Annotated in this window: 24 protein-coding genes and 1 tRNA gene; 11 read left to right on the top strand and 14 right to left on the bottom strand. The window is 67.1% G+C overall.

Features of this window, described 5'->3' with window-relative positions:
• Positions 1-59: 59 nt before the first annotated feature.
• On the bottom strand, positions 60-1,967 hold the full coding sequence (gene dnaK, locus K3A85_RS12275; RefSeq protein ID WP_225206815.1) for a molecular chaperone DnaK: 1,908 nt from the start codon (positions 1,965-1,967) through the stop codon (positions 60-62).
• 200 nt (positions 1,968-2,167) lie between these two features.
• Here dnaK and K3A85_RS12270 point away from each other — a divergent pair, with 200 nt between their 5' ends.
• The 3 genes from K3A85_RS12270 to K3A85_RS12260 are packed head-to-tail and all read left to right on the top strand — an operon-like array spanning position 2,168 to position 3,600.
• The gene (locus tag K3A85_RS12270) at positions 2,168-2,674 is read left to right on the top strand and encodes a copper chaperone PCu(A)C (RefSeq protein WP_225206814.1); all 507 of its coding nucleotides are present in this window, start codon (positions 2,168-2,170) and stop codon (positions 2,672-2,674) included.
• A gap of 7 nt (positions 2,675-2,681) precedes the next feature.
• Complete coding sequence (locus tag K3A85_RS12265) at positions 2,682-3,155, top strand: vgr related protein (RefSeq protein WP_225206813.1); 474 nt, start codon at positions 2,682-2,684, stop codon at positions 3,153-3,155.
• A gap of 19 nt (positions 3,156-3,174) precedes the next feature.
• Entirely contained in the window at positions 3,175-3,600 is a 426-nt protein-coding gene (locus K3A85_RS12260) for a hypothetical protein (protein ID WP_225206812.1), read from the top strand.
• Here the strand turns inward: K3A85_RS12260 and K3A85_RS12255 are convergent, their stop codons facing one another.
• The 3 genes from K3A85_RS12255 to hrcA all read right to left on the bottom strand — a co-directional run bounded on the left by K3A85_RS12255 (position 3,601) and on the right by hrcA (position 5,563).
• On the bottom strand, positions 3,601-3,855 hold the full coding sequence (locus tag K3A85_RS12255; RefSeq protein WP_225206811.1) for a glycine zipper domain-containing protein: 255 nt from the start codon (positions 3,853-3,855) through the stop codon (positions 3,601-3,603).
• Positions 3,856-3,929: 74 nt separating this feature from the next.
• Positions 3,930-4,502, bottom strand: a complete 573-nt coding sequence (locus tag K3A85_RS12250; protein WP_225206810.1) for a nucleotide exchange factor GrpE — start codon at positions 4,500-4,502, stop codon at positions 3,930-3,932.
• Positions 4,499-5,563, bottom strand: coding sequence for a heat-inducible transcriptional repressor HrcA (gene hrcA, locus K3A85_RS12245; protein ID WP_225206809.1), 1,065 nt, complete (start codon positions 5,561-5,563; stop codon positions 4,499-4,501). Before hrcA ends, K3A85_RS12250 begins: the two co-directional genes overlap by 4 nt.
• Positions 5,564-5,662: 99 nt before the next feature.
• Between hrcA and rph the strand changes: the two genes are divergently transcribed.
• Positions 5,663-6,379 carry a ribonuclease PH gene (rph, locus tag K3A85_RS12240; RefSeq protein ID WP_225206808.1) on the top strand — a complete coding sequence of 239 codons (717 nt, stop codon included), beginning with the start codon at positions 5,663-5,665 and terminating at the stop codon, positions 6,377-6,379.
• On the top strand, positions 6,376-6,999 hold the full coding sequence (rdgB, locus tag K3A85_RS12235; protein ID WP_225206807.1) for an RdgB/HAM1 family non-canonical purine NTP pyrophosphatase: 624 nt from the start codon (positions 6,376-6,378) through the stop codon (positions 6,997-6,999). The genes rph and rdgB overlap by 4 nt, the downstream gene beginning before the upstream one ends.
• Here the strand turns inward: rdgB and K3A85_RS12230 are convergent.
• A complete protein-coding gene (locus K3A85_RS12230) occupies positions 6,996-7,415 on the bottom strand; it encodes a CAP family protein (RefSeq protein WP_225206806.1) in 420 nt (139 codons plus the stop codon). The two genes, rdgB and K3A85_RS12230, sit on opposite strands and share 4 nt — an antisense overlap.
• Before the next feature lie 213 nt (positions 7,416-7,628).
• Between K3A85_RS12230 and hemW the strand changes: the two genes are divergently transcribed.
• Both hemW and K3A85_RS12220 read left to right on the top strand, forming a co-directional pair.
• Positions 7,629-8,807, top strand: coding sequence for a radical SAM family heme chaperone HemW (gene hemW / locus K3A85_RS12225; RefSeq protein ID WP_225207346.1), 1,179 nt, complete (start codon positions 7,629-7,631; stop codon positions 8,805-8,807).
• Positions 8,804-9,700, top strand: coding sequence for a tyrosine recombinase XerC (locus K3A85_RS12220; protein ID WP_225206805.1), 897 nt, complete (start codon positions 8,804-8,806; stop codon positions 9,698-9,700). Before hemW ends, K3A85_RS12220 begins: the two co-directional genes overlap by 4 nt.
• Positions 9,701-9,715: 15 nt before the next feature.
• Here K3A85_RS12220 and K3A85_RS12215 read toward each other — a convergent pair whose 3' ends face one another.
• From K3A85_RS12215 to K3A85_RS12205, 3 genes are all read right to left on the bottom strand, one after another.
• Positions 9,716-11,125, bottom strand: coding sequence for a sensor histidine kinase (locus K3A85_RS12215; protein ID WP_225206804.1), 1,410 nt, complete (start codon positions 11,123-11,125; stop codon positions 9,716-9,718).
• 30 nt (positions 11,126-11,155) lie between these two features.
• Entirely contained in the window at positions 11,156-11,833 is a 678-nt protein-coding gene (locus K3A85_RS12210) for a response regulator transcription factor (RefSeq protein WP_225206803.1), read from the bottom strand.
• Between the two features lie 119 nt (positions 11,834-11,952).
• Positions 11,953-12,255, bottom strand: a complete 303-nt coding sequence (locus K3A85_RS12205) for a PepSY domain-containing protein (protein WP_404822930.1) — start codon at positions 12,253-12,255, stop codon at positions 11,953-11,955.
• Between the two features lie 120 nt (positions 12,256-12,375).
• Between K3A85_RS12205 and K3A85_RS12200 the strand changes: the two genes are divergently transcribed.
• The gene (locus K3A85_RS12200) at positions 12,376-14,184 is read left to right on the top strand and encodes an ABC-F family ATP-binding cassette domain-containing protein (protein WP_225206801.1); all 1,809 of its coding nucleotides are present in this window, start codon (positions 12,376-12,378) and stop codon (positions 14,182-14,184) included.
• Between the two features lie 40 nt (positions 14,185-14,224).
• Here the strand turns inward: K3A85_RS12200 and K3A85_RS12195 are convergent, their stop codons facing one another.
• The 3 genes from K3A85_RS12195 to K3A85_RS12185 form a co-directional block, all read right to left on the bottom strand.
• A complete protein-coding gene (locus tag K3A85_RS12195) occupies positions 14,225-16,030 on the bottom strand; it encodes a DUF885 domain-containing protein (protein WP_225206800.1) in 1,806 nt (601 codons plus the stop codon).
• A 22-nt stretch (positions 16,031-16,052) separates the two neighbouring features.
• Positions 16,053-17,864: a DUF885 domain-containing protein gene (locus tag K3A85_RS12190; protein ID WP_225206799.1), complete on the bottom strand. Its 1,812-nt coding sequence runs from the start codon at positions 17,862-17,864 to the stop codon at positions 16,053-16,055.
• A gap of 90 nt (positions 17,865-17,954) precedes the next feature.
• Complete coding sequence (locus tag K3A85_RS12185; RefSeq protein WP_225206798.1) at positions 17,955-18,428, bottom strand: DUF6456 domain-containing protein; 474 nt, start codon at positions 18,426-18,428, stop codon at positions 17,955-17,957.
• 135 nt (positions 18,429-18,563) lie between these two features.
• On the opposite strand from K3A85_RS12185, the gene K3A85_RS12180 reads away from it, so the two are divergent.
• Both K3A85_RS12180 and K3A85_RS12175 read left to right on the top strand, forming a co-directional pair.
• Positions 18,564-19,136 carry a helix-turn-helix domain-containing protein gene (locus K3A85_RS12180; protein ID WP_225206797.1) on the top strand — a complete coding sequence of 191 codons (573 nt, stop codon included), beginning with the start codon at positions 18,564-18,566 and terminating at the stop codon, positions 19,134-19,136.
• 12 nt (positions 19,137-19,148) lie between these two features.
• Positions 19,149-20,330, top strand: a complete 1,182-nt coding sequence (locus tag K3A85_RS12175; RefSeq protein ID WP_225206796.1) for a glycosyltransferase — start codon at positions 19,149-19,151, stop codon at positions 20,328-20,330.
• A gap of 62 nt (positions 20,331-20,392) precedes the next feature.
• On the opposite strand, the gene secF is transcribed toward K3A85_RS12175, so the two are convergent.
• From secF to yajC, 3 genes are read right to left on the bottom strand one after another with little or no spacing between them, the layout of a single operon-like run.
• Positions 20,393-21,370, bottom strand: a complete 978-nt coding sequence (gene secF / locus K3A85_RS12170; protein ID WP_225206795.1) for a protein translocase subunit SecF — start codon at positions 21,368-21,370, stop codon at positions 20,393-20,395.
• Between the two features lie 15 nt (positions 21,371-21,385).
• Positions 21,386-22,987, bottom strand: coding sequence for a protein translocase subunit SecD (gene secD / locus K3A85_RS12165; RefSeq protein WP_225206794.1), 1,602 nt, complete (start codon positions 22,985-22,987; stop codon positions 21,386-21,388).
• Between the two features lie 22 nt (positions 22,988-23,009).
• Positions 23,010-23,357 carry a preprotein translocase subunit YajC gene (gene yajC / locus K3A85_RS12160; RefSeq protein WP_225206793.1) on the bottom strand — a complete coding sequence of 116 codons (348 nt, stop codon included), beginning with the start codon at positions 23,355-23,357 and terminating at the stop codon, positions 23,010-23,012.
• A gap of 207 nt (positions 23,358-23,564) precedes the next feature.
• On the opposite strand from yajC, the gene K3A85_RS12155 reads away from it, so the two are divergent.
• Positions 23,565-23,641, top strand: a tRNA-Pro gene (locus K3A85_RS12155).
• Positions 23,642-23,697: the final 56 nt, after the last annotated feature.

Genomic DNA, 23,697 nt, shown 5'->3' with positions numbered 1-23,697 from the left:
AGATGCACGAACCGCCGCCCACGATTGCACGCGAGCGGCGGTCCGGTTTCATCGCAACATTACTTGGTGTCGTCGACTTCCGAGAACTCGGCATCGACCACGTCGTCGTCCGCCTTCGGGGCGCCGCCGCCCGGAGCCGAAGCCGCAGCCTGCTCCTTCTCGTAGATCGCCTGGCCCATCTTCATCGCCTTCTCGGTGAGCGCCTGGGTCTTGGCGTTCATCTCGTCGGCGTTTCCGCTTTCGATGGCGGTCTTGGCTTCGGCGATCGCGGCCTCGATCTCGGCCTTCAGCGAAGCCTCGATCTTGTCACCGTTCTCCTCCAGCTGGCGCTCGGTCGCATGGACGAGGCTTTCGGCGTTGTTCTTCGCCTCGGCATCGGCGCGGCGCTTCTTGTCCTCTTCGGCGAACTTCTCCGCATCGCGCACCATCTGGTCGATGTCCGCGTCGGACAGACCGCCCGAGGCCTGGATGCGGATCTGCTGCTCCTTGCCGGTGCCCTTGTCCTTGGCGCTGACGTTGACGATACCGTTGGCGTCGATGTCGAAGGTCACCTCGATCTGAGGCACGCCGCGCCGCGCCGGCGGAATGCCGACGAGGTCGAACTGGCCGAGCAGCTTGTTGTCCTGCGCCATCTCGCGCTCGCCCTGGAACACGCGGATCGTCACCGCCTGCTGGTTGTCCTCGGCGGTCGAGTAGACCTGGCTCTTCTTGGTCGGGATCGTGGTATTGCGGTCGATCATCTTGGTCATGATGCCGCCCAGCGTCTCGATGCCCAGCGACAGCGGGGTCACGTCGAGCAGCAGCACGTCCTTGACGTCGCCCTGCAGCACGCCGGCCTGGATCGCCGCGCCCATGGCCACGACTTCGTCCGGGTTCACGCCGGTGTGCGGGTCCTTGCCGAAGAAGTCCTTCACCACTTCGCGAACGCGCGGCATGCGGGTCATGCCGCCGACGAGCACGACGTCGTCGATGTCCTTGGCGGTGACGCCGGCATCGGCCAGCGCCTTGCGGCAAGGCTCGAGCGTGCGCTCGATCAACTTGGCGACGAGCTTTTCAAGGTCGGCGCGGGTGATCGTTTCGACGAGATGCAGCGGGGTGGTGCTGCCGCCTTCCATGCGCGCGGTGATGAAGGGCAGGTTGATCTCGGTAGTCTGGGCGCTCGACAGTTCGATCTTGGCCTTTTCCGCGGCTTCCTTCAGGCGCTGCAGGGCAAGCTTGTCGGTGCGGAGATCCATGTTCTCCTTCGACTTGAACTTGTCCGCGAGATACTCGACCAGCGCGGTGTCGAAGTCCTCGCCGCCGAGGAAGGTGTCGCCGTTGGTGCTCTTCACCTCGAACACGCCATCACCGATCTCGAGGATCGAGATGTCGAAGGTGCCGCCGCCGAGGTCGTAGACGGCAATGGTCTTGCCGTCCTGCTTGTCGAGACCATAGGCGAGCGCGGCCGCGGTCGGTTCGTTGATGATGCGCAGCACTTCGAGACCCGCGATCTGGCCGGCGTCCTTGGTCGCCTGGCGCTGCGCGTCGTTGAAGTAGGCCGGAACCGTGATCACCGCCTGGGTGACGGTCTCGCCAAGGTAGCTCTCGGCGGTTTCCTTCATCTTCTGCAGCGTAAACGCCGAGATCTGCGACGGGCTGTAGTCCTGGCCGCCGGCCTTGACCCAGGCATCACCGTTCTTCCCCTTAGTGATCGAATAGGGGACGAGCTCGGTGTCCTTCTGGGTCAGCGGATCGTCGAAGCGACGACCGATGAGGCGCTTGACCGCAAAAATGGTGTTGTCCGGATTGGTCACCGCCTGGCGCTTCGCCGGCTGACCGATCAGGCGTTCGCCGTCCTTGGTGAAGGCGACGATCGAAGGCGTCGTGCGCGCGCCTTCCGAATTCTCGATGACCTTGGGCGTGCCCCCGTCCATCACCGCGACGCAGCTGTTGGTCGTGCCGAGGTCGATACCGATAACTTTAGCCATGGTTTCCCCAATTCCTTCCAGATGAGACACCGCGAAATCGCTCGCCCCCCTGCCGGGCAGGCGGCGTTGTGCGGCTCCGACGAGGGGCGATATAGGTGCGCTTCCACTTGGCACAAGGCCCGGCCCGCACTAGGTCGGGCACAGTTTCAGCAATGTAGAGGAAACCGATGCGCGCCCTGTCTCTCGCCCTTCTTGCCGGCATGGCCGTGACGCTGTCCGGTTGCGGGAAACAGCAGGGCGCCAACCCGGAAGCGAGCGCGGCGGCAACCGCTTCGCCGCCCGCGGCCGCAGGGCCGGAAGCGGCCCCGGGCATTACCGTGTCCGACGCCATCGTTCGCCTGCCGGCCGTTCCCGGCAATCCCGGCGTCGCCTATCTGACCGTCACTCAGGGTGCGGGCGCTCCGCGCAAGATCGCCGCCATCCATGTCGATGGCGTCGAGCGTGCCGAGATCCACGAGAGCGCGACCAAGAATGGCGTGACGAGCATGAAAGCAGTGCGTGAAGTCCCGCTCGAACCGGGCAAGTCCGTGCAGTTCGCGCCCGGCGGGTATCATGTCATGCTGTTCGGCATCGGCGAAGCGCTCAAGGCAGGCGGCACGGCCGAGCTCACCATGACCCTGGACGATGGCGACAAGGTCAGCGTCGCCGCCAAGGTCGAGGGCCTCGGAGGTGACGATGCCATGGCCGGCCACGACATGAAGATGTGAAGCGGCGGTGGAGGCGGAACGCGCGCTGACGACCGGAGAGCGCGCCCTTTCGCGCAGGGTGTTCGGCGATGCCATTGCGCTCGACCAGGTGCGGTTGCGGCGGCGTCGCTTCTTCCCGTTCCAGCCGCGCAATACCGTGATGGCGCCGATGGGGCACATCCATTTTCACCCGGAGGGGCCACACTGGCAGGATGACTTCGCCACGGCGTCGCTCGGCGCGCAGGGCCTGTTCATCCACGAGATGGTGCACGTCTGGCAGGCCCAGCAGCGAGGGAAGTGGTGGCTGCCGCTGATGCGCCACCCCTTCTGCCGGTACGATTACCGACCGATCCCGGGTCGCCCGTTCGACGGATATGGCATCGAACAACAGGCGGAAATTGTCCGGCACTGGTTTCTGGCGGCGTGCGGCGCGCCGGTACCAGGAGCGCCGGCAAGGGAAGTTCTGGCGGAGCTGAACCCTTTTACTGGTCGTTTATCCTGATCCCGTACCGTGATGCAGCATGGCGACCTCCACAACAGAACAATCGCTCCACATCTGGCGTAGCCGAGCCATCGACGCGTTTGCGCAAGCGGAAGCCACGATCGACTTGCTGCTTCGGAAGCTCAATTGCCAGGCAAAGGGCGAACTGATCAGCAGCAAGATCGAGCGGCTCAGGAAGGCCAAGCCTAACAGCGCCATTCCGCAGGAGCGCAAGAGCAATGTCGATCTTGCTCTTGCCGACTTGGCGCAACTCCTGCCGATCCGGAACGACCTCGTACATTCGAAGATGCATGTGCGGACGGATGGCGACCACGTCGTTGCGTGCTTCGCCAACCCCAACCTGCAATGCGACTATTCGTCGTTTCAGCGCGAGGTCAGCGCACCGCGGCTGCAGGCGCTTACGTCCAGGGCTGCGCACCTCGCCAAAATCCTCTCCGAGGCCTGATCAGCAGCGGACGCGATATTCGTAACCGTTCGCGTCGCGCCGGTAGCAGCGTCCGTTCTTCTTGATCAACGAACCGACCGCACCCCCGGCCGCAGCGCCGATCGCCGCGCCGGTGGCCACGTCGCCGCCGGTCGCGGCGCCGATCAAGGCGCCCCCGGCGCCACCGGCCAGCGCACCTTCGCCGGCATAGTTGCTGGCGCACCCGCCGAGCGCCAGTCCGCCGGCCAGAACCGGGATGAAAAGCTTCGATACCATCGACATTCTCCTCGCAATCCGTTCCAGTGGACTACGAGGAGAGCGCCCGGCGGGTTCCCCGCCAGGGTCGTCGATCAGTCGGGCTTCTTGGCGACGGCGACCATCGCCGGACGCAGCAGGCGATCCTTGATCATGTAGCCCGCCTGGAGTTCCTGGAGCACCACGCCCGGTTCGACGTCGGCCGAAGGAATCTCGAGCATCGCCTGATGCTGGTGCGGATCGAGCGGCAGGCCCTTGGCGGCAATGCGCACGATCCCGTGGCTGCCGAAGACCTTCTCGATCTCGCGACCGGTAGCCTCGAGCCCGGTCACCAGGTTCTTCGTCTTGTCGTCCTCGCGCAGTTCCGCCGGGATCGAATCGAGCGCGCGAGAGAGATTGTCGGCGACCGAAAGGATGTCGCGCGCAAACGACGTGGCGGCATAGGCGCGCGCATCGGCGATGTCCTTCTCCATGCGGCGACGCAGGTTCTGCGTTTCAGCCTTAGCGTAGAGCACATCCTGCCTGGCCGCTTCGAGCTCGGCCTTCACCGCCTCGAGTTCGCCGCTCGAAGCTTCTTCCTCGCCGGCGCCGAGCACCAGGTCTTCGGGCACGCCTTCCAGTTCGGCCTTTGCCTCGGCATCCTGCGGGCGCGTCTCGTTCTCGGTCATTTTCTCGAAAATCCGTCCTGTGCGATAAGTTTGCTCAAGCTCTGAGCCGTGAAATCCACCATGGGGACAACCCGCGCATAATTCAACCGCGTGGGGCCGATTACCCCGACCACGCCGACCACCCGCCCTTCGAGATCGCGCCACGGCGAGGCGATCACCGAAGAGCCCGAAAGCGAGAACAAGCGGTTCTCGCTGCCGATGAAGATGCGCGCGCTTTCGGCTTCGCGCGCGGCGTCGAGCACGCCGGCGATCGCCTCGGCGCCTTCTAGTTCCTCGAGCAGCAACCGCACCCGCTCGATGTCGTGCAGCGCGGCCTCGTCGAGGAGGTTCGCCTGCCCCCGCACCACCAGCACCGGCCGCTGCGCCGCGTCGATCGACCACACCGCCAGCCCGCGCTGCACCAGATCGGCGCTCACCGCATCGAGCGCCGAACGCCCGCCGGCGATCTCGGCGCGGATCGCCGTCAACGCTTCGGCCAGCGTACGCCCGGCAAGGCGGCTGGTGAGATAGTTGGACGCCTGCTCAAGCGTGACCGCGCCGACCGAAGCGGGAAGATCGAGCACCCGGTTCTCGACACTGCCGTCCTCGGCCACCATCACCGCCAGCGCCCGCTGCGGGCCGAGCGACACGAAGGAAAGCTGAACCAGCCGCGCCTCGCGCCGCGGGACCATGATCACCCCTGCCCCGGCCGACAGCTCGGAAAGCGCCAGCGAGGCCGCCGCCAGGGCGGCTTCGATCGTGCCACCGCTGGCAAGGCCGCGCTCGATCTGCTCGCGCTCGGCGATCGAGGGTTCCGCCACTTGCATGATCCCGTCGACGAACAGCCGCAGCCCCATCTCGGTCGGCATCCGCCCCGCGCTCGTATGCGGCGCCGCCAGCAGCCCGGCGTCCTGCAACTCCTGCAGCACCGAGCGGATCGAGGCGGGCGACAGGTTGACCGCGCCGGATCCGGCCAGCGTCTTCGACCCCACCGGCAGGCCGCTCGCAATGTAGCCTTCGACGACCAGCCGAAAGATGTCGCGCGCGCGCGTGGACAGTTCGGGGAGCGTCGGTCCGGTCATGGCATCGTCCAATTTAGCCACGGCCCTTGCAGGCTCAAGACCAATGCGCCAGAGGCTGGCCGCAATTTCCGTCACTCCGTGCTTTGCGAGGAACACCCCATGCGACCTTCCGGCCGTGCCGCCGATGAAATGCGCGCCATCTCGATCGAGACCGGCTTCACCAAGCACGCCGAAGGGTCCGTGCTGATCGGCTTCGGCGACACCAAGGTGCTGGTCACCGCCTCGATCGAAGAGCGCGTGCCGCCGTTCCTGCGCGGCAAGGGCGAAGGCTGGGTGACGGCCGAATACTCGATGCTGCCCCGCGCCACCCACACGCGCGGCAGCCGCGAGGCCGCAAAGGGCAAGCAGTCCGGCCGCACGCAGGAAATTCAGCGCCTGATCGGCCGCTCGTTGCGCGCCGTGACCGACCTCAAGAAGCTCGGCGAGCGCCAGATCACCCTCGACTGCGACGTGATCCAGGCCGATGGCGGCACCCGCACCGCGTCAATCTCGGGCGCGTGGGTGGCGTTGCGGCTCGCGGTGCAATCGCTGCTCGACAGCGGCGCGATCAAGGAAGACCCGCTGACGCGCAAGGTCGCGGCAATTTCCTGCGGCATCCACCAGGGAACCCCGGTGCTCGACCTCGACTACGTCGAGGATTCCTCGGCGGACGCCGACGCCAACTTCGTGCTGATCGAGGGCGGCCACATCGCCGAGGTTCAGGCCACCGCCGAGGGCGCGACCTACGACGAGGAAGGCCTGCTGCGCCTGCTGCGCCTTGCGCGCATGGGTTGCGCCGAGATCTTCGCCGCGCAGGAAAAGGCCGTCGCCCGATGACCAGGCTCGCGCCGGGCAAGCTGGTCATCGCCACGCACAACAAGGGCAAACTCGGCGAGATCAGGGCGCTGCTGGCGCCCTACGGGATGGACTGCATCTCGGCCGGCGATCTGGGACTGCCCGAGCCCGCAGAGACCGGCACGACCTTTGCGGAAAACGCGCTGATCAAGGCGCATGCTGCGGCACGCGCCGCGCAACTGCCGGCGCTGGCCGACGATTCGGGCCTGTGCGTCGCCGCACTCGGCGGCGCGCCGGGTGTCTATACCGCAGACTGGGCTGAGGCGGCGCCCTTCGAGGGCGGACCGGGACGGAACTGGTACATGGCGATGGGCAAGGTCGAGGGCCGTCTCGCCCAACTGGGCCCCGCCGCCTCGCGCGAGTGCTGGTTCGCCTGCACGCTGGCGATCGCTTGGCCCGATGGCGCAGAGGCCGTCTACGAGGGCCGCGCTGCAGGCACCCTGACCTGGCCGCCGCGCGGGACGATGGGCTTCGGCTACGACCCGGTCTTCGTACCGCTGGGCGATACCCGAACCTTTGCCGAACTCGATCCGGCCGAGAAGCACGCGATCAGCCATCGTGCCGATGCGTTTGCAAAGCTCGTCGCTGCGCAGTTCGCCTAAGGCACCTGCTCCCCGTCGACATTGCCGGCAGGATAATAGCGGCAAACCAGCACTTCGCTCTGCCGGTTCTGAGCGATGCCACAGCCGACCTGTTTCGTGTCGGGCCAGATCAGCTGGGTATAGTGGCCGACGTCGGCCCAGTCGCCGGTGCGCGACACATCCGGAAACGTCCCCGGCGTGAAGTCCTTGCGCTCATCGATGAACCCGTCGACCATCTCCTCGGGCGTAAAATCGCCCTTCGTCCCCATCCACAGGTTCTCGCCCATGTTGCTGCGATCGGAATTGTCGGAATGCTCCAGATCGTCGATCCGCGCGAGCTGCTCGGCCCATTCGCGCGCGGCGGAAGCAAGGGTTTCACTCCAGGCGAGCGGACGAAGGCCGAGGCGGAGCCGCTCGCCATTGTGCGCATCGAGCAATTGCTGCGAAATGTCATCGGCCGGGACAGCCGACGCGGCCGCGGAAGCAGCTGGACCGGAGCGGGAAGCTCCGACTGTCATGTTATCGCGCGCCACAGCGGGGCAAATACTTGTCGTTAAAAGAAAAATTACAAGTACGCCACCGCGGGCGCGAGCAAGCGCTCGCATCTCGTTTCCCGACAGGCTCTGAATTCAACCAAAGTGATGCGCCCGATGTCTTTGGCCCTCTACATACACTGGCCTTTCTGTCTTAGGAAATGCCCCTATTGCGATTTCAATAGCCATGTCCGCTCGCATTTAGACGAGGCCGCTTGGGAACAGGCTTTACTAACCGATATGGCGTTCGAAGCCGGATTGACGGAAGGACGGGAGATCGGCTCGATCTTCTTCGGGGGAGGAACGCCATCGCTCATGCCGCCCGCGCTCGTCGAAAAATTGATCGACCGCGCAGGAAGTTACTGGAAGCTGACCCAAGACGTGGAGATCACGCTCGAAGCCAATCCCTCGTCGGTGGAAGCAGGCAAGTTTTCCGATCTGGCACGAGCCGGGGTCAATCGCGTCTCGCTCGGTCTGCAAGCGCTCAACGACCAAACTCTCGGTTTTCTGGGCCGGATGCACAGCGTGGCGGAGAGCCTCGCAGCTCTCGATCTGGCACAGTCCGCGTTTCGACGCGTGAGCTTCGACCTGATCTACGCGCGCCCCGGCCAGTCGCCCGACTCGTGGCGGGAAGAACTTGCGCAGGCGCTCGCCTTCGGCACCGGCCACCTGTCGTTGTATCAACTGACGATCGAGCCGGGCACGCAGTTCGCCACGCTGGTCCGGCAGGGAAAACTGGTCCCCCAGGACGACGACGAGGCCGCGGAACTGTTCGCGATCACCCGCGACATGACCGCAAGCGCAGGGCTTCCCGCCTACGAGGTGAGCAACCACGCGCGCCCCGGCGAGGAGAGCCGCCATAACCTGACCTACTGGCGCTATGGCGACTACGTCGGCATCGGACCTGGCGCCCATGGCCGGCGCAACGGGGCTGCGACGGTGCGCCACAAGAAGCCCGAGAACTACCTCGATGCGGTGGCCTCTCGCGGGCAGGGTCTTTGCGAAGAACGCGGACTGGGCAATCGCGAACAGGCGGCCGAGGCGGTGATGATGGGCCTGCGCCTGGCCGAAGGCATTCGTCCTCGCGCCCTGGCCCGGCGCTTCGAGCTCGCGGAGGACCAGTTGATCGATCGCGCAAAACGGCGTTTCTATCGCGAGATGGGATATCTCGAGGAAACGCCTGCGACCGAGGACAACGTGGACGATCCGGGAGGCGTGTTGCGCGTGACCGGGCCAGGAATGGCGGTCCTCGACGGGCTGCTCGGCGAGCTCGTGGCGGCCGACCTTCTCGCATGATCGACCGCGGCGACATCCTGCGCGCCTGGCACGACCATCTGGTTCACGCGCGCCGTCGCTCGCCGCATACCGTGCGCGCCTATCATGCAACCGCCGCCCGCTTGCTCGACGCCCTTCCCGACGGCCAGACCTGGACGTCGCTGGCCGGGCTAGAAGCAGCTGCCTTGCGCACGCAGCTCGGCAAGCGCCGCGCGGACGGCATCGGCAACGCCTCGGCCGCGCGCGAACTCTCGGCCTTGCGCGCCTTCCTTGCCTTCGCCCGCGCGCAGGCCGGCGATCCCGAGGCGCGAGCGCCGCGCCTGCGCGGGCCACGGATCAAGAAGGGCCTCCCCCGCCCGATCACCCCGGACGAGGCCGTCGGGCTCGCGGCAACGGTAGCCGAAGACGCCGCGAACGACTGGATCGCCGCGCGCGACCGCGCGGTCCTGCTGCTGCTCTACGGCGCGGGCCTGCGCATTGCCGAGGCGCTGTCGCTGCCCGCGAGTGTCCTCCCGCTCGGCGAAACGCTGCTGGTACGTGGCAAGGGCGGCCGCGAGCGCGTGGTCCCGCTGCTGCCGCTGGTGCGTGCAGCGGTCGATGACTACGTCGCGCGCGTACCCTATCCGCTCGCCCGCAACGAGCCGCTGTTCCGTGGCGCGAAGGGCGGACCGCTCGCGCAGGCGATGATCCAGCGCGCCGTTGCGCGCGCGCGAGTCGCGCTCGGTCTCCCGGCGACGGCGACCCCGCATGCGCTGCGCCATTCGTTCGCGACGCATCTGCTGGGCGCGGGCGCAGACTTGCGGTCGCTGCAGGAGCTGCTCGGCCACGCGAGCCTGTCCTCGACGCAGATCTACACCAAGGTCGACGCCGCAACGCTGCTCGAAGCCTATCGCAGCGCCCATCCGCGGGCCTGACGCGCGACGACGGCCTCAGCGCGGCGCCGCGCTGCGGGGCAGGCGCAGTGTCGTGAGCAGCCCGCCCAGATCCTCGCTTTCGCCGAGCGTGACCGAGCCGCCATAGAGCTCGGCGACGTCGCGCACGATGGCGAGGCCGAGGCCGGTCCCGGGCTTCCCGGTATCGAGCCGCGCGCCGCGGTCGAAGATCCGCTCGCGCGCATCCTCCGGGATGCCGAGGCCGTCGTCCTCGACCCAGATATCGCAGAACTTGGCATCGAGCGGCGATGCATCGACCGTAATGAACACCGAGCCACCGCCGTACTTGGCGGCGTTCTCGATCAGGTTGCCGAGGATCTCGTCGAGGTCCTGCCGCTCGATCGCGACAAGCGCCTCCTTGTTGCCGTCCATGTCGAAGCGCACCTTGGGATAGAGGCGCGATACCGCGCGCTCGACCGCCTCCACGCTCTCCCACACCAGCGCGCGCGACAGGCCGGTGGCGCGGCGGCCGACCGCGCGGGCGCGGGCGAGGTGGTGGTCGACCTGCCGCCGCATGACCGCCGCCTCGCGGATGACGGTATCGGACAGGTCGTCGGCCCGCGCGGTCGCTGCGTTCATCACCACCGTCAACGGCGTCTTGAGCGCGTGCGCCAGGTTCCCGGCATGGGTGCGCGCCTCGGCCGCCTGTCGCTCCGAATGCTCGAGCAATCCGTTGAGCTCGACCACGAGCGGCTGGACTTCGAGCGGCAGCGGCTCGTCGACACGCGCCGCGCCGCCTTCGCGCATGTGCTGGATCGCCCGGCGGACGCGGCGCAGCGGCGAAAGCCCGTAGTAGGTCTGCAGCGAAGCCATGCCGATCAGGCCGAGCCCGAGCACCACGAACGACCAGAGCAGGATCGACCGGATCCGCTGCAATTGCGCATCGATCTCGCCCCGGCTGGCGGCGACCGAGAACTGCCAAAGCGTATTGCTGCCCGGCAGGATCACGCTGCGCTCTATCACGCGCAGCCGTTCGCCTTCGAACTGGTCCGAATCGTAGATGTGCGGCTCGGTGTCGAAATGATCGTTCTTGAGCTTGAGCGTGCGATCCCACAGCGAGCGAGAAGGGAAGTCTTCGTGCCCCTGCCCTGAAATCTGCCAGTAGAGGCCCGAGTTCGGCTCGAGGAATCGTTGGTCGCCAAGCGGCCGGTTGAAGAACACTTCGCCGTCGGGCCCGATCTCGGCCGACGCGACCATCGCGGTGAGCATGTAGCCGAGCTGCTCGTCGAAATTGCGCACGACGAGGCCCGACAGCGTGCGGTCGAGCGCGATGCCCCCGCCCAGTAGCAGCACCGTGATCCACGCGAACGCGATCAGCAGCATGCGCCGGGCGAGCGAGCCGGTGTGCGGTGCCGGGCTCGCTTGCCCGGGCGTCACCGCGTTCTGGACGGCGGGTTGCGTATCCATCGCTGGCTGGGCGGCGCCGCGTGCCTGCCCTCAGCCTCGCTTCGGCAGCGCCGGGTCGTCGAGGCTGTAGCCAAGGCCCCGGATCGTGGTGATCACGTCGGGTCCGAGCTTCTTGCGGATGCGCGTGACGAAGACCTCGATCGTGTTCGAATCGCGGTCGAAGTCCTGGTCGTAGATGTGCTCGATCAACTCGGTGCGGCTGACCACCTTGCCCTTGTGGTGCAGCAGGTAGGACAGCAGCTTGTATTCCTGCGCCGTCAGCTTGACCGGCTCGCCGTCGAGCGTGACGCGGCCCGAACGGGTATCCAGCCGCACGTCCCCGGCGATCAGCTCGCTCGACGAATTGCCCGAGGCGCGACGGATCAGCGCGCGCAGGCGGGCAATCAGTTCCTCGGTCTGGAACGGCTTGGCGAGGTAGTCGTCGGCGCCGGCATCGAGGCCGGCCACCTTGTCCGACCAGCTGTCGCGCGCGGTGAGCACCAGCACCGGGAACTTGCGGCCTTCCTTGCGCCACATGCCCAGCACGGTCAGCCCGTCGATTTCGGGCAGGCCGAGGTCGAGGATCACCGCATCGTATTCCTCGGTCGACCCCATGAAGTGGCCGTCCTCGCCATCGACCGACAGATCGACCGCGTAGCCGTTCTGCTCGAGCGTGGTCTTGAGCTGTCGCCCGAGCGTGGGTTCGTCCTCGACGATCAGGATACGCATGTACGGTTGCCCCTTTTTGCGCTGCGCTCCGCCTGCGGAGCTTCGTGCGCCAAACGTTGTCAGGGGCTAGATGGTCCCAAGAACCTGAACGGTCAAGAAACAGGCCGGACCGGCCGCGTTCAGCGTGATTCGCTCAACACCCTGCCGGTGCGCGCGTCGACGTCGACGAACACGACCCGGCCGTCGCGAATGAACTTGAGCCGATAGGCCATCGCCGCCGGATCGTATTCGGGGCCGAGGTACTGCATGCCCTGCTTGGTCGGCAGGACCCGCCGTTCGATGTCGCGCAGCGACTGGACGTTACCCGCGCGCAAGTCGCGGCGCGCTTCGTCCTGTTCGCCACGCGGCTCGGCGCGCGCGGGCCCGGCGGGCAGGAGAGCGAGCGCGGCAACAGCCGCGAGCAGGGGCATTTTCCGATGCATGATGCGGAGATGCCTATCGTTTGCGCATTGAACAAGCTCTGAATGGGGCTGTCGAACAAGGTTCACACCGCAGGTGGCGCGATTGCATCACTGCCCCCGGCAAGCTAGGCGCTGCGGGTTATGGCAGCAGCACCGATCCTCAGCTGGGAAGGCCTCGGCCTCAACCAGGGCACCAGCTGGCTTTTCCGCGACATCGACATCCACATCGCCCCGCGCGACCGGCTCGCGCTGATCGGACGCAACGGCGCGGGCAAGTCGACGCTGCTCAAGCTGATCGGCGGGCAGATCGAGGGCGACAAGGGCAAGCGCTCGATCCAGCCCGGAATCAAGGTCGTGACGCTCGAGCAGGACCCCTTCTTCACCGGGTTCGACACGCTGATGGACTTCGCCCTGTCCGGCAGCGACGCACCCGAACGCTACGAGGTCGAGGCTATCGCCGGCCAGCTCGGCATCGACATGAGCCGCAAGGCCGAAAGCGCGAGCGGTGGCGAGCGCCGGCGCGCCGCGCTCGCCCGCGCACTTGCTATGGATCCCGACCTGCTGCTGCTCGACGAGCCGACCAACCACCTCGACCTCGCCGCGATCGACTGGCTCGAAGACTGGCTGCAGCGGTACAAGGGCGCCTTCGTCGTGATCAGCCACGACCGCACCTTCCTCGAGCGCCTGACCCGCGCCACCCTCTGGCTCGACCGGGGATCGCTGCGGCGCAAGGACATCGGCTTCGGCGGCTACGAAGCGTGGATGGAGCAGGTCTACGCCGAGGAAGCGCGCGCGGCCGACAAGCTCGACGCCAAGCTCAAGATCGAAGCGCACTGGCTGGAACGCGGCGTCACGGCGCGGCGCAAGCGCAACATGGGCCGGCTGGAAAAGCTTTACGAGATGCGTGCCACCCGCGCGGCGATGCTCAACCCGCAAGGCACCGCCAAGCTGGCCCTGGGCACCGACGACGAGGCCAAGAGCAAGGCGGTGATCGTCGCCGAAAACGTTTCGAAGAAGTTCGGCGATCGCACGATCATCAAGGACTTCACGCTGCGCATCACGCGCAAGGACCGCATCGGCGTGGTCGGCGCGAACGGCGCGGGCAAGACCACGCTGCTGAAGCTGCTGACTGGCGAACTTGCGCCCGATACGGGCACGGTCACGCTCGCCAAAACGCTGTCGGGCGTGATGATCGACCAGCAGCGCAGCCTGATGGCGCCCGACAAGCGCGTGCGCGACGTGCTTGCCGAAGGCAGCGACTGGATCGACGTGCGCGGCACGCGCAAGCACATCCAGGGCTATCTCAAGGAATTCCTGTTCGATCCGGGCCTGGTCGAAGCCCGCGTGGGCACGCTGTCGGGCGGCGAGCGCTCGCGCCTGCTCCTCGCCCGCGAATTCGCGCGCCTGTCGAACCTGCTGGTGCTCGACGAGCCGACCAACGACCTCGATCTCGAAACGCTCGACCTGCTGCAGGAAGTCATCGCCGATTACGAAGGCACCGTGCTGATTGTCAGCCATGACCGCGACTTCCTCGATCGCACGGTGACCATCACGCTCGGCCTCGATGGTTCGGGCAAGGTGGATATCGTGGCGGGCGGCTATGCCGACTGGGAAAAGATCCGCAAGAGCCGCGAAGCCGGCAAGCCCGTGGCGCGAAGCGGCGGCGGCGGCGGCGCCAGCGAAGCGGCGGCAACCCCTCCCCCGCCGCAAGCGGCAAAGAAGGGCAAGCTGTCGTACAAGGACCAGCGCGACTACGAACTGCTCCCGAAGCGGATCGAGGAACTGGACGCCGCGATCGCGCGCGGGGAGGCGCAACTCGCCGACCCGGACCTCTATGCCAAGGACCCGAAGAAGTTCGATGCTCTGATGGCCGCGCTCGAAAAGGTCCGCGCCGACAAGGACGCCGCCGAGGAGCGCTGGCTGGAACTCGCCGAAATGGTCGAAGGCTGAAAGCGGCCCCCTCCCCCGCGCAAGCGAGGGGATCGCGTCGTTATGCCTTCAGCGCTGCCGCGGTGCGTTCGTCGATGCGCTTCTCGAGGATGGAGAGCGGCATGGCGCCCTCGCGCAGCACTTCGTGGAACTGGCGAATGTCGAACTTCGCCCCAAGCGTCTTCTGCGCCTTTTCCCGCGCTCTCTGCCAGGCAATGTGGCCCATCTTGTAGCTGCACGCCTGCCCGATCATCGTGCAATAGCGCTCGACCTCGCGCTGGCTGCGCGGCCGGGCAAAGCCGGTGGTGGCGACCATGTAGTCGGTCGCCTGCTCGCGGCTCCACCGCTTGGTGTGGAGGCCCGTGTCGATGACGAGACGGGCCGCGCGGAACAGGAACGACTGCAGGTAGCCCGCCTTCTCGATCCCATCGTAGCCGCCCAACTCGTCGGCGAGCTGCTCGGAATAGAGCGCCCAGCCTTCGGAATAGGCCGAGAAACCGCCGATCTTGCGCAGCATCGGAATATCCTTCGAGGTCTGCGCGATGCTGATCTGCAGGTGATGGCCGGGCACGCCCTCGTGATAGGTCAGCGACGGCAGCGAATACTTCGGCCAGTCTGCCACTTCCTTGAGGTTGATCCAGTAGATCGCGGGGCGCGACCCATCGAGCGCGGCGCGGTAGTAATAGCCATTCGACGCGCCGTCCTGGATCTCCACCGGAACGCGGCGGATCTCGAGCGGCTGCCCAGGCAGCGTCGCGAAGGCTTTGGGCAGGAGCCCCGTCATCCGCGCCACCCCGGCGTTGAGGCTGGCGATCAGCGCGGCGCGGCCTTCGTCCGTTTCCGGATAGAGCTGGTCCGGCCGTGCGTTCAGCGCAGCCAGCCGCTCGCCCACGGTGCCCTTGGTCATGCCTGCACCCTTGAGCACGGCGTCCAGCCTGGCGGTCAGGTCCGCCACCTGTTCGAGGCCGATCTTGTGGACCTGCTCGGGCGAGAACTCGGTCGTGGTCGCCTGTCGCAAGGCGGCGGCGTAGACGGCATCGCCGTTCTGCAGGCGCCATGCGCCGTCACCCGCCGGGGTCTGCGCGCGCAGCTGCTGCACCAGGGCGATCTGGCGGTCGAGCGCGGGATAGACGCTGTCCGCCACGATCTTCTCAGCGCGCGCCTGCCAGTCGCCGGCAATACCCTTGGCCGCTGTCCGCCGCACCAGCGAGGCGACCATGGTGTTTTGCGCAGCCGGAACCGAGCGCAGCTTCTGCATCTGGCCGAGCGTCAGGTCGAGCGACCAGCCCGGCGCTATCAGCCCGCGCGCGCTTTGCGCCTTCTGCTCGGCACTGTCCTCGTCGAGCGCCTTGCCCACCAGCGCGAGGCGGGCGAGATAGGCCTCGGCATCGGCCGCGGTCTCGATGGTGTGCCGGCTGTCGAGAAAATCGGGCAGCGAGAAATAGGCCCCGCCCTGCTGGTAGAGGCGATAGGGCCGCTGCACCGAATCGACATGAAGGCGCGGCGACTCCAGGCGCGATTCGAGTTGATAGGTCACGACGTCGAGGTTGAGCCGGCTGGCGCTCGACAACGCCGCGCGGTCGACCTTGGCAAGATCTGCCAGCGCCTGCTGGGTCTGGGCCACGCCGGCGGCCACGCCCGCCTCGGTGCGATCGTCGAGCAGCGACTTCATCCCCGCCCATTCGCCCTTGTCGAGTCCCAGCGAGCTCACTCCCTCGGGCGAGAGCGCCATGCTGTCCTTGAAGATGCGGTCGAACAGGGCGTTCAGCGCTGCGTCGGCGTCGCCCGCAGCAAGTGCCAGGCCCGGCCGCGCCAGCGCAATCATGCCGAGCGCGCCGGTGCCGGCGAGAAAATGTCTGCGTTCCATGAAATGCGGTCCCTTCGTGCGATCAGGCGGCGCGCAGGCGTTCGGCGGTGCGCTGCTCGATCCGCGCCTCGAGCATCGAGAGCGGCATCACCCCTTCCTTCAGCACTTCGTGGAACCAGGGCAGGCTGAACTTGGCACCCAGCGCCGCCTCGGCCTTCTTGCGGGCGCGCACCCATGCGGTATGGCCGATCTTGTAGCTGCAGGCCTGGCCGATCGATGCGCAGTAGCGTTCGATCTCGCGCTGTGCGCGCGCACGCGGGAAGCCGACGGTGGTAACGAGGTAGTCGGTCGCCTTCTCGCGGCTCCACTTGTAGTGGTTTAGCCCGGTATCGACCACCAGCCGCGCCGCGCGGAACAGGAACGACTGCAGGTAGCCTGCGCGCTCGATCCCGTTGTACCCGCCCAGTTCGTCGGCGAGCTGCTCGGCGTAGAGCGCCCAGCCCTCGCCATAGGCCGACAGGAAGAAGTCCTTCAGCATCATCGGCAGCGCCCCGGCGGTGCGGCTGTAGCCGCCCTGCAGGTGATGGCCCGGCACGCCTTCGTGGTAGGTCAGCGCCGGCAGCGAGTAGCGCGGCCAGTCGCCCGTCGACTTGAGGTTGATCCAGTAGATCGCCGGGCGCGAGCCGTCGAGCGTCGCCGAATAGTAGTAGCCGTTGGGGGCCCCGTCCTGGATCTCGACGGGCACGCGCCGGATCTCGAGCTTTTCGCTCGGAACATCGGCGAAGGCGCGCGGCAACTTGGCCTGCATCGCCGCAACCCCGGCGTTAAGGTCCTTGAGCAGCGCGGCGCGGCCCTCGTCGGTGTCGGGGTAGAGCTGGTCGCCGGCATGGTTGAGCGCGGTCAGCCGCGCACCGACGTTGCCGCTCGCATAGCCCGCCCCCTTCAGGATGCCGTCAAGCTGGGCGGTGATGTCGGCCACCTGCTCGAGCCCGATCTTGTGGATCTCCTCGGGCGTCATCGTCGTGGTCGTCGCCTGGGCGAGCGCCGCGCGGTAGATCTCGTCACCACGCGGCAGGCGCCACGCCCCGTCACCGGGCCGGGTGGTGCGACGCAGGCGCTCGACCAGCGCGATCTGGCGATCGAGCGCGGGATAGATTTCGTTGGCGACGATCCGTGCGGCGCGGGCCTCCCAGTCGCCGGCGAGATTCTTCGCCGCCGCGCGGGTCACGAGCGAGCGCACCATGCCGTTCTGCTCGGGCGCGCTCTGGCGCAGCTTCTTCATCTGGCCGAGCGCGAGATCGAGCGACCAGCCCGGCGCGAGGATGCCCTTGGCCGCCTTGCACCGCTGGTCTTCGGTCTGCTCGTCGAGCGTGTAGCGGAAGAAGCGCAGGCGCGAGAGATAGGCTTCGGCGTCTTCGATCGTCTCGATCGGGTGCTGGCTGTCGAGGAAGTCGGGAATGCCGAAGTAGGCGCCATCCTGCTGGGTGATCGGATAGGGCGATTGCACGCCGTCCACGCCAAGCGGCCGGGCGACGAGTTCCTGTTCGTACTTGTAGGCGGCAATATCGCGGATGCGCTTGCCAGCATCGCTCAGGCTGGCAGGATCGAACGCGCGGATCTTGCGCAGCGCCTCGCGGGTGAAGGCCTCGGCCGCATCCCGGCCGGCCTCGCTGCTGTCGCTGAGGCGCGCACGCAGTTCGCGGCGCGGCCCGGTGTCGAGCCCCATGCTCGTCGCCTGCTCGGGGCTCAGCAGAAGTTCGTCGTAGAAGATCTTGTCCAGCAGCGCATTGAGCGCCTGGTCCGCGCTCCCTTCGGCCAGCACGCGCATCGGCCAGGAAAGACCCAGCGCGGCCACGGCGCTGCCCGAGTATGCCAGAAACTGCCGACGTTCCATTTTTTGCTCCCTGAACAGATCGTTGCAAGCGTTACCGCCTGCTGGCCCGTTGGGGAAGCTGCGAAATGGCCGCGTCGGCAGCCGGCGCGCTCAGGGAATGCGATAGAAGTCGGCGACGCGGTCGAGTGCGATACCGAGCACCAGCTTCGCGCTTCGTGCCGGCCAGCCGAGCGCTCGCTCCGCCGCCGGCAGCCCCTCGCCGGCGCAGACCACGCGCCAGAGCACGTCGGATAGCCCGCTTCCGGCTGCTGCGATGGCCGAATCGAACCGCCTAGCAGCCGCCAGTTGGCGCTCCCCGGCGGTCAGATCGTGCCGGTGATCGCGATTCAGCCGAACCGGATTCCAACGCATCGTCACGACCGGGGCGAGCTGCGCGGTCTCCCAATCGCGCCGCAGGCGCTCGCCGGCAAGGAACCGGCGGTCGCTCAGATGACCGCGAGCATGAAGCCAGGTCAGCGGGCTTTCCGCGATATTTACCTTGACGCTCCGGGACTTGGCTCCATCTGTGCGGTGAAGCTGGGGACCTTCCGAGGTCAATTCACGCTCTTCCAGAACTTGCGCCATGTCGATCGCCCACCTTCTGCACAACAGCCCAAGGAACAAATACGGAACGATAGTATCACTTGCCCGAAATGGTGGATTGTAGGAAAGCATAACGTCGCACGCCACCGCCGATCCCATGACGAAAGCCGCCGTGCCATGATAAATCGAATTCGCGACATCCGTCGCCAGAAGGGCCTGACCCTCGCCGACGTAGCCGCGCGCTGCAATCCGCCGACCACGGCGCAGACCATCGGCCGTCTCGAGACGGGCATGCGGTCGCTGTCGCTCGCCTGGATGAACCGGATCGGCGCGGCGCTCGACGTCGATCCGCAGTTGCTCGTCGGCGCGGAGAGCGACCGGCCGACCGCGATGGTGGCCAAGCTCGGCGCGGCGGGCCCCGAAGCCCTGTCGCGGCCGATGGAAGCGGTGTTTCCGCTGGCCCCCGACGGGGATACGCCGGTCGTCGTGCTCGGCGTGGAGGCGAGCGTCGGGGAATATCGCGCAGGGGACCAGGTATGGCTTCGGCAATGCGCGCCTGAAGACTTCGCCCGCGCCCTCAACCGCGACGTGCTCGTGCCTCGTCCGGCCGGTCGCTTCGCCTTCGGGCGGATGATCGATCACGAAAGCGGGCGGGTCTCGCTGCTGCCCCCTGGCATCGGACAGCGCCAGATCGTCATCGACCAGCCGGCATGGATCGGCGTTGCCGAGATGCTGGTGCGCCGTCTCTGATTTCCCAAGACCGTGAAGCGGCGGCTGCTGTCGATCTCGACGCTGTTTCCGGCGCCGCAACGCCCGGCGTTCGGCCGCTTCGTCGCGCGCCAGGCGAGCGCCCTCGCCGCGCGGGGTGACTGGGATGTCACCGTGCTCAACCCGATCGGGCTGCCGCCGGTCCGGCTTCAGCGCTACCGGTCGCTCGAGGCCATTCCGGCGCAGGAGCAGGTCGACGGCGTCGATGTCCACCACCCGCGCTTCCCGCTCCTGCCCGGCCTGTCGGGGCCGTTCAATGCGGCCCTGATCGCGCGGGCGCTTCTGCCGCTGGCGCGCTCGCTCCACGCCGAGCGGCGGTTCGACCTGATCGATGCGCAGTTCTTCTATCCCGACGGTCCCGCCGCCGCGCGCCTCGCCGCGGCGCTCGGGCTGCCCTTGGCGATCAAGGCGCGCGGGTCCGATATCCATTACTGGGGCACGCGGGCGAGCGCCCTGCGGCAGATGCGCAAGGCTGCCTGTGCCGCCAGCGCGGTGCTCGCGGTGTCGGCTGCCCTCGGGCGCGACATGGCGGCGCTCGGGCTGGCGCCGCGCGGCGTTCGCGTCCATTACACCGGGCTCGACCATCGGCGCTTCACGCCCCTGCCGCGTGCCGCCGCCCGCCAACGGGTCTCGACCATCCCGGGCCTCGGGATCTCGCCCGAAGGGCGCATGATTGTCTGCGTCGGCGCACTGCTCGCGATCAAGGGCCAGGACCTCGCCATTCGCGCGCTGCCCCATTTGCCCGACGACGTACGCCTCGTGCTGGCGGGGGAAGGAGCCGAGGAGGCGACGCTGCGCGCGCTCGCCGAGCGCAGCGGGGTCGCCGCGCGCGTCCGGTTTCTCGGATCGGTGGGGCACGAACACCTGCCGGCCCTGCTGAGCGCGGCGGACGTGATGGTCCTGCCCTCGGAACGCGAAGGGCTCGCCAACGCCTGGATCGAAGCGCTCGCCTGCGGCACGCCGGTGGTCATTGCCGACATCGGCGGCGCGCGGGAGGTGGTGACCTCCCCGGCCGCCGGCCGGATCGTTGCCCGCACCCCCGAAGCGATCGCAGAGGGCGTCCGGTCGCTGCTCGAAGCGCCGCCGAGCCAGGCGGAGGTCGCCGCGACCGTCGCGCGCTTCAGCTGGGAGGCCAATGCAGCCGCGCTCGCCGAAATCTACGACGAGATCGCCTGATACGGAAAAGCGGGCCGGAAGCATTCGCCTCCGACCCGCCAAGAACCTTCAGTCTCTATCGCTTACACGCCTTCGCGAGCCAGCCGTTCCTGCTTTTCCAGCGCGGTCTCGGTCGGCACGAAGCTCTTCGGGTTCACCTTGAGCCAGATCAGGATGGGCGCTGCCATGTAGATCGAGCTGTAGGTGCCGACGAAGATGCCGAGCGTGATTGCGGCGGTGAAGCCGAAGATCACTTCGGGCCCCAGCAGCAGCAGCGCCACCAGCGTGATCAGCATCGACAGCGAGGTCACGATCGTGCGCGCCAGCGTCTCGTTGACCGAAAGGTCGAGCAGTTCGGGCATCGGCATCTTGCGGAACTTCTTCAGGTTCTCGCGGATGCGGTCGTAGACCACGATCGTGTCGTTGAGCGAGTAGCCGATCAGCGTCAGCAACGCGGCGACGATATTGAGGTCGAACTCCATCTGCGTCAGCGCGAACATGCCGAGCGTCAGCGTCACGTCGTGGACAAGGCTGAGCAACGCGCCGATGCCGAACTGCCATTCGAAGCGCAGCCAGATGTAGGCCGCAACCGCCAGCGCGGCGAGGCCCAGCGCCTTGAAGGCGTCCCAGCCAAGCTCCTTGGAGACCTTGCCGGAAACCGAGTCGACGCCGTCGATCCGAGCATCGGCGTGGTTCTTCTTGACGTCGGCGGTGATCGTGCGCGCCATCTTGTCCGACAGCGCCGGATCGTGATCGGCGCCTTCGGGCAGCTTCATCCGGATCGAGATCTCGTTGGGCTTGCCGTAGCGCTGGATGATCGGCTCGCCGTAGCCGAGCCTGGCCACTTCGCCGCGCAGCGCGCCTACCGGCGCTTCGGCGCTGCGTTCGAAGGTCACGCGGATCATCTGCCCGCCGACGAAATCGACGCCGAGGTTGAGGCCCTTGGTCAGCACCAGGCCCCAGCTCGCCGCCATCAGCAGCACGCTGACGATGTAGAAGGGCACGCGCCACTTGAGGAAGTGGATGTTGGTGTGATCGGGAACGAGCTTGAGGAGCTTCATCTGCCTCTTCTCCTCTTACAGGTTCAGGTCGACAGGGCGCGCGCGACGCAGCCACTGCGCGACCCACAGGCGAGTGAGCGTGACCGCGGTGAACACCGAGGTCGCGATGCCGATCATCAGCACGACCGCAAAGCCCTTTACCGGACCCGAGCCGAACGCGAACATCAGCGCAGCGGCGATCACGTTGGTGATGTTGGCATCGAAGATCGCGCGGCTGGCTTCCTTGTAGCCCATCTCGACCGCAGCGACGACGCGCCGTCCGCGATGGCGCTCCTCGCGGATGCGCTCGTTGATCAGCACGTTGGCGTCGACCGCCGCGCCGATCGTCAGCACGAAACCGGCAATGCCCGGCAGCGTCAAGGTGGTCCCGATCAGCCCCATGATGCCCAGGATCATCAGCACGTTGATGACCAGCGCGATGCAGGCATAGACCCCGAACCGGCCATAGGTGACGAGGATGAACACCGCGAGCGCGAGCGTGCCGACGCCCATCGCGATCATGCCCTTGCGGATCGAGTCCGCGCCGAGGTCGGGGCCGACGGTGCGCTCTTCGACGACCTTCAGGTCGACCGGCAGCGCGCCCGAGCGCAGCGAGATGGCCAGAGCATTCGCGCTTTCGGTGGTGAAGCGGCCCGAGATCACCGCGCTGCCGCCAAGGATCGGCTCGTTGATGTTGGGCGCCGAAAGCACCTTGCCGTCAAGAATGATGGCGAACGGCTTGCCGACGTTCTGCGTCGTGAGCTTGGCGAACTTCGCGCCGCCTTCGGTGTTGAAGGTGATGTTGACGACCGGCTCGTTGGTCTGCTGGTTGTTCGACATCTGCGCATTGGTCAGTTCGTCGCCGCGGATGCCGCCGAGGCGCTTGACCGCGATCGCCGGTGCGCCGCCGCCCTCGCCGGCATTGGCGTAAGGCACGATCTCGCTGCCAGGAGGCGCGATGCCGCGCGCGACGTCGGAGGGAAGCGCAGTGCTGTCGACCAGCTTGAATTCGAGCTTGGCAGTCTGGCCGAGCAGGTTCTTGAGCTGCTGCGGGTCCTGCAGGCCCGGCACCTGCACGACGATCCGCTGCGCGCCCTGGCGGATGATCGTCGGCTCCTTGGTCCCCAGCGCGTCGATGCGCTTGCGCACCACTTCGACCGCGGTGTCCATCGCCTGGCTCACCGCCTGGTCGATGCCTTCCTGCGTCGGCGTCAGGACGAAGCGGTTGCCGTCGGCGACGGTGATCGTCCAGTCGCGCTTGCCGGTCAGGCCTGCCCCGTTGGTCAGCGGCAGGATCGCCTCGCGCACGGCGTCGACCTTGCCCGGGTCCTCGACGAGGAAGCTCAGCGCGCCGTTGTTGTTCGAAATGTCGCTGATGCGGATGTTCTCCGCCTTGAGCTTGCCGCGGACGCTCTCATCCATGCCCTCGATGCGCTGCTGGCGCACCTGCGAAGGATCGGCCTCGAGCAGGATGTGGCTGCCGCCGGCGAGGTCGAGGCCGAGGTTGACCTTGGGCTGCGGCAGCGACGCCGGCAGCCGGATGTTGGTCATCGAAGTCAGCGAAGGCACGGCTGCGAGCGCGCAGACCAGCGTCAGCGCCCAGAGCCAGATCACCTTCCAGCGGGGAAATTCGAGCATCGGTATCGTCCTGCTGGAAGGATCAGTCGTTGGCGGGCTTGGCGCCGGCGGGCGGCACGATGTCGCCGATCGTCGACTTGACCGCCTTCACCCGCACGTTGGGCGCGAGTTCGAGATCGACCGTGGTTTCGTCGACCTTGATCACCTTGGCGATGAGGCCGCCGGCGGTCACCACCTGGTCGCCCTTCTGGATTCCGGCGAGCTTGGCCTGATGCTCCTTCTGCCGGCGCATCTGCGGGCGCAGGATCAGGAAATAGAACACCGCCCCCATCGCGATCAGGGGCAGGAACTGGAGATAGGCCGGCGGCTCGTTCGACGCCGCAGCGGGCGCGGCAGAAGCGAGAAGGGCAAACATGGCAGGACCGTTCATGGGATCGGCTGGAACTCTTTTCAGGCGGCGCGCGAGGCACGAGTGCCCGCGCAACCACAGGGAAAACAACGTGGCCGCGCGCCTAGCAGCCTTGCCGCGTCAAGGCAATCGAACCCACGCGCCGCGCGCGATCCTCGCAATGGCGCGGAACCTTCGCCAACCCCCTTGCCATGATCCAAAGCCCTGCCTATAGGCCGCCGCTCCGGTCGGGACGTAGCGCAGCCTGGTAGCGCATCACACTGGGGGTGTGGGGGTCGGAGGTTCGAATCCTCTCGTCCCGACCAATCGAAAAAGGCCGAGCCTTCCGTGTGGAGGGCTCGGCCTTTTCGCTTTCAGCGGT

The sequence above is a fragment of the Novosphingobium huizhouense genome (genome assembly GCF_020179475.1).
Lineage (GTDB): Bacteria > Pseudomonadota > Alphaproteobacteria > Sphingomonadales > Sphingomonadaceae > Novosphingobium > Novosphingobium huizhouense.
This window is presented reverse-complemented; position numbering and strand designations above follow the sequence as displayed.

Excerpts from the sequence above, each read along its gene's own strand:
- dnaK (WP_225206815.1), bottom strand. The coding sequence starts at position 1,967 with ATGGCTAAAGTTATCGGTATCGACCTCGGCACGACCAACAGCTGCGTC.
- K3A85_RS12270 (WP_225206814.1), top strand. The coding sequence starts at position 2,168 with ATGGCCGTGACGCTGTCCGGTTGCGGGAAACAGCAGGGCGCCAACCCG.
- K3A85_RS12260 (WP_225206812.1), top strand. The coding sequence starts at position 3,175 with ATGGCGACCTCCACAACAGAACAATCGCTCCACATCTGGCGTAGCCGA.
- K3A85_RS12255 (WP_225206811.1), bottom strand. The coding sequence starts at position 3,855 with ATGGTATCGAAGCTTTTCATCCCGGTTCTGGCCGGCGGACTGGCGCTC.
- K3A85_RS12250 (WP_225206810.1), bottom strand. The coding sequence starts at position 4,502 with ATGACCGAGAACGAGACGCGCCCGCAGGATGCCGAGGCAAAGGCCGAA.
- hrcA (WP_225206809.1), bottom strand. The coding sequence starts at position 5,563 with ATGACCGGACCGACGCTCCCCGAACTGTCCACGCGCGCGCGCGACATC.
- rph (WP_225206808.1), top strand. The coding sequence starts at position 5,663 with ATGCGACCTTCCGGCCGTGCCGCCGATGAAATGCGCGCCATCTCGATC.
- rdgB (WP_225206807.1), top strand. The coding sequence starts at position 6,376 with ATGACCAGGCTCGCGCCGGGCAAGCTGGTCATCGCCACGCACAACAAG.
- hemW (WP_225207346.1), top strand. The coding sequence starts at position 7,629 with ATGTCTTTGGCCCTCTACATACACTGGCCTTTCTGTCTTAGGAAATGC.
- K3A85_RS12220 (WP_225206805.1), top strand. The coding sequence starts at position 8,804 with ATGATCGACCGCGGCGACATCCTGCGCGCCTGGCACGACCATCTGGTT.
- K3A85_RS12215 (WP_225206804.1), bottom strand. The coding sequence starts at position 11,125 with ATGGATACGCAACCCGCCGTCCAGAACGCGGTGACGCCCGGGCAAGCG.
- K3A85_RS12210 (WP_225206803.1), bottom strand. The coding sequence starts at position 11,833 with ATGCGTATCCTGATCGTCGAGGACGAACCCACGCTCGGGCGACAGCTC.
- K3A85_RS12205 (WP_404822930.1), bottom strand. The coding sequence starts at position 12,255 with ATGCATCGGAAAATGCCCCTGCTCGCGGCTGTTGCCGCGCTCGCTCTC.
- K3A85_RS12200 (WP_225206801.1), top strand. The coding sequence starts at position 12,376 with ATGGCAGCAGCACCGATCCTCAGCTGGGAAGGCCTCGGCCTCAACCAG.
- K3A85_RS12195 (WP_225206800.1), bottom strand. The coding sequence starts at position 16,030 with ATGGAACGCAGACATTTTCTCGCCGGCACCGGCGCGCTCGGCATGATT.
- K3A85_RS12190 (WP_225206799.1), bottom strand. The coding sequence starts at position 17,864 with ATGGAACGTCGGCAGTTTCTGGCATACTCGGGCAGCGCCGTGGCCGCG.
- K3A85_RS12185 (WP_225206798.1), bottom strand. The coding sequence starts at position 18,428 with ATGGCGCAAGTTCTGGAAGAGCGTGAATTGACCTCGGAAGGTCCCCAG.
- K3A85_RS12180 (WP_225206797.1), top strand. The coding sequence starts at position 18,564 with ATGATAAATCGAATTCGCGACATCCGTCGCCAGAAGGGCCTGACCCTC.
- secF (WP_225206795.1), bottom strand. The coding sequence starts at position 21,370 with ATGAAGCTCCTCAAGCTCGTTCCCGATCACACCAACATCCACTTCCTC.
- secD (WP_225206794.1), bottom strand. The coding sequence starts at position 22,987 with ATGCTCGAATTTCCCCGCTGGAAGGTGATCTGGCTCTGGGCGCTGACG.
- yajC (WP_225206793.1), bottom strand. The coding sequence starts at position 23,357 with ATGAACGGTCCTGCCATGTTTGCCCTTCTCGCTTCTGCCGCGCCCGCT.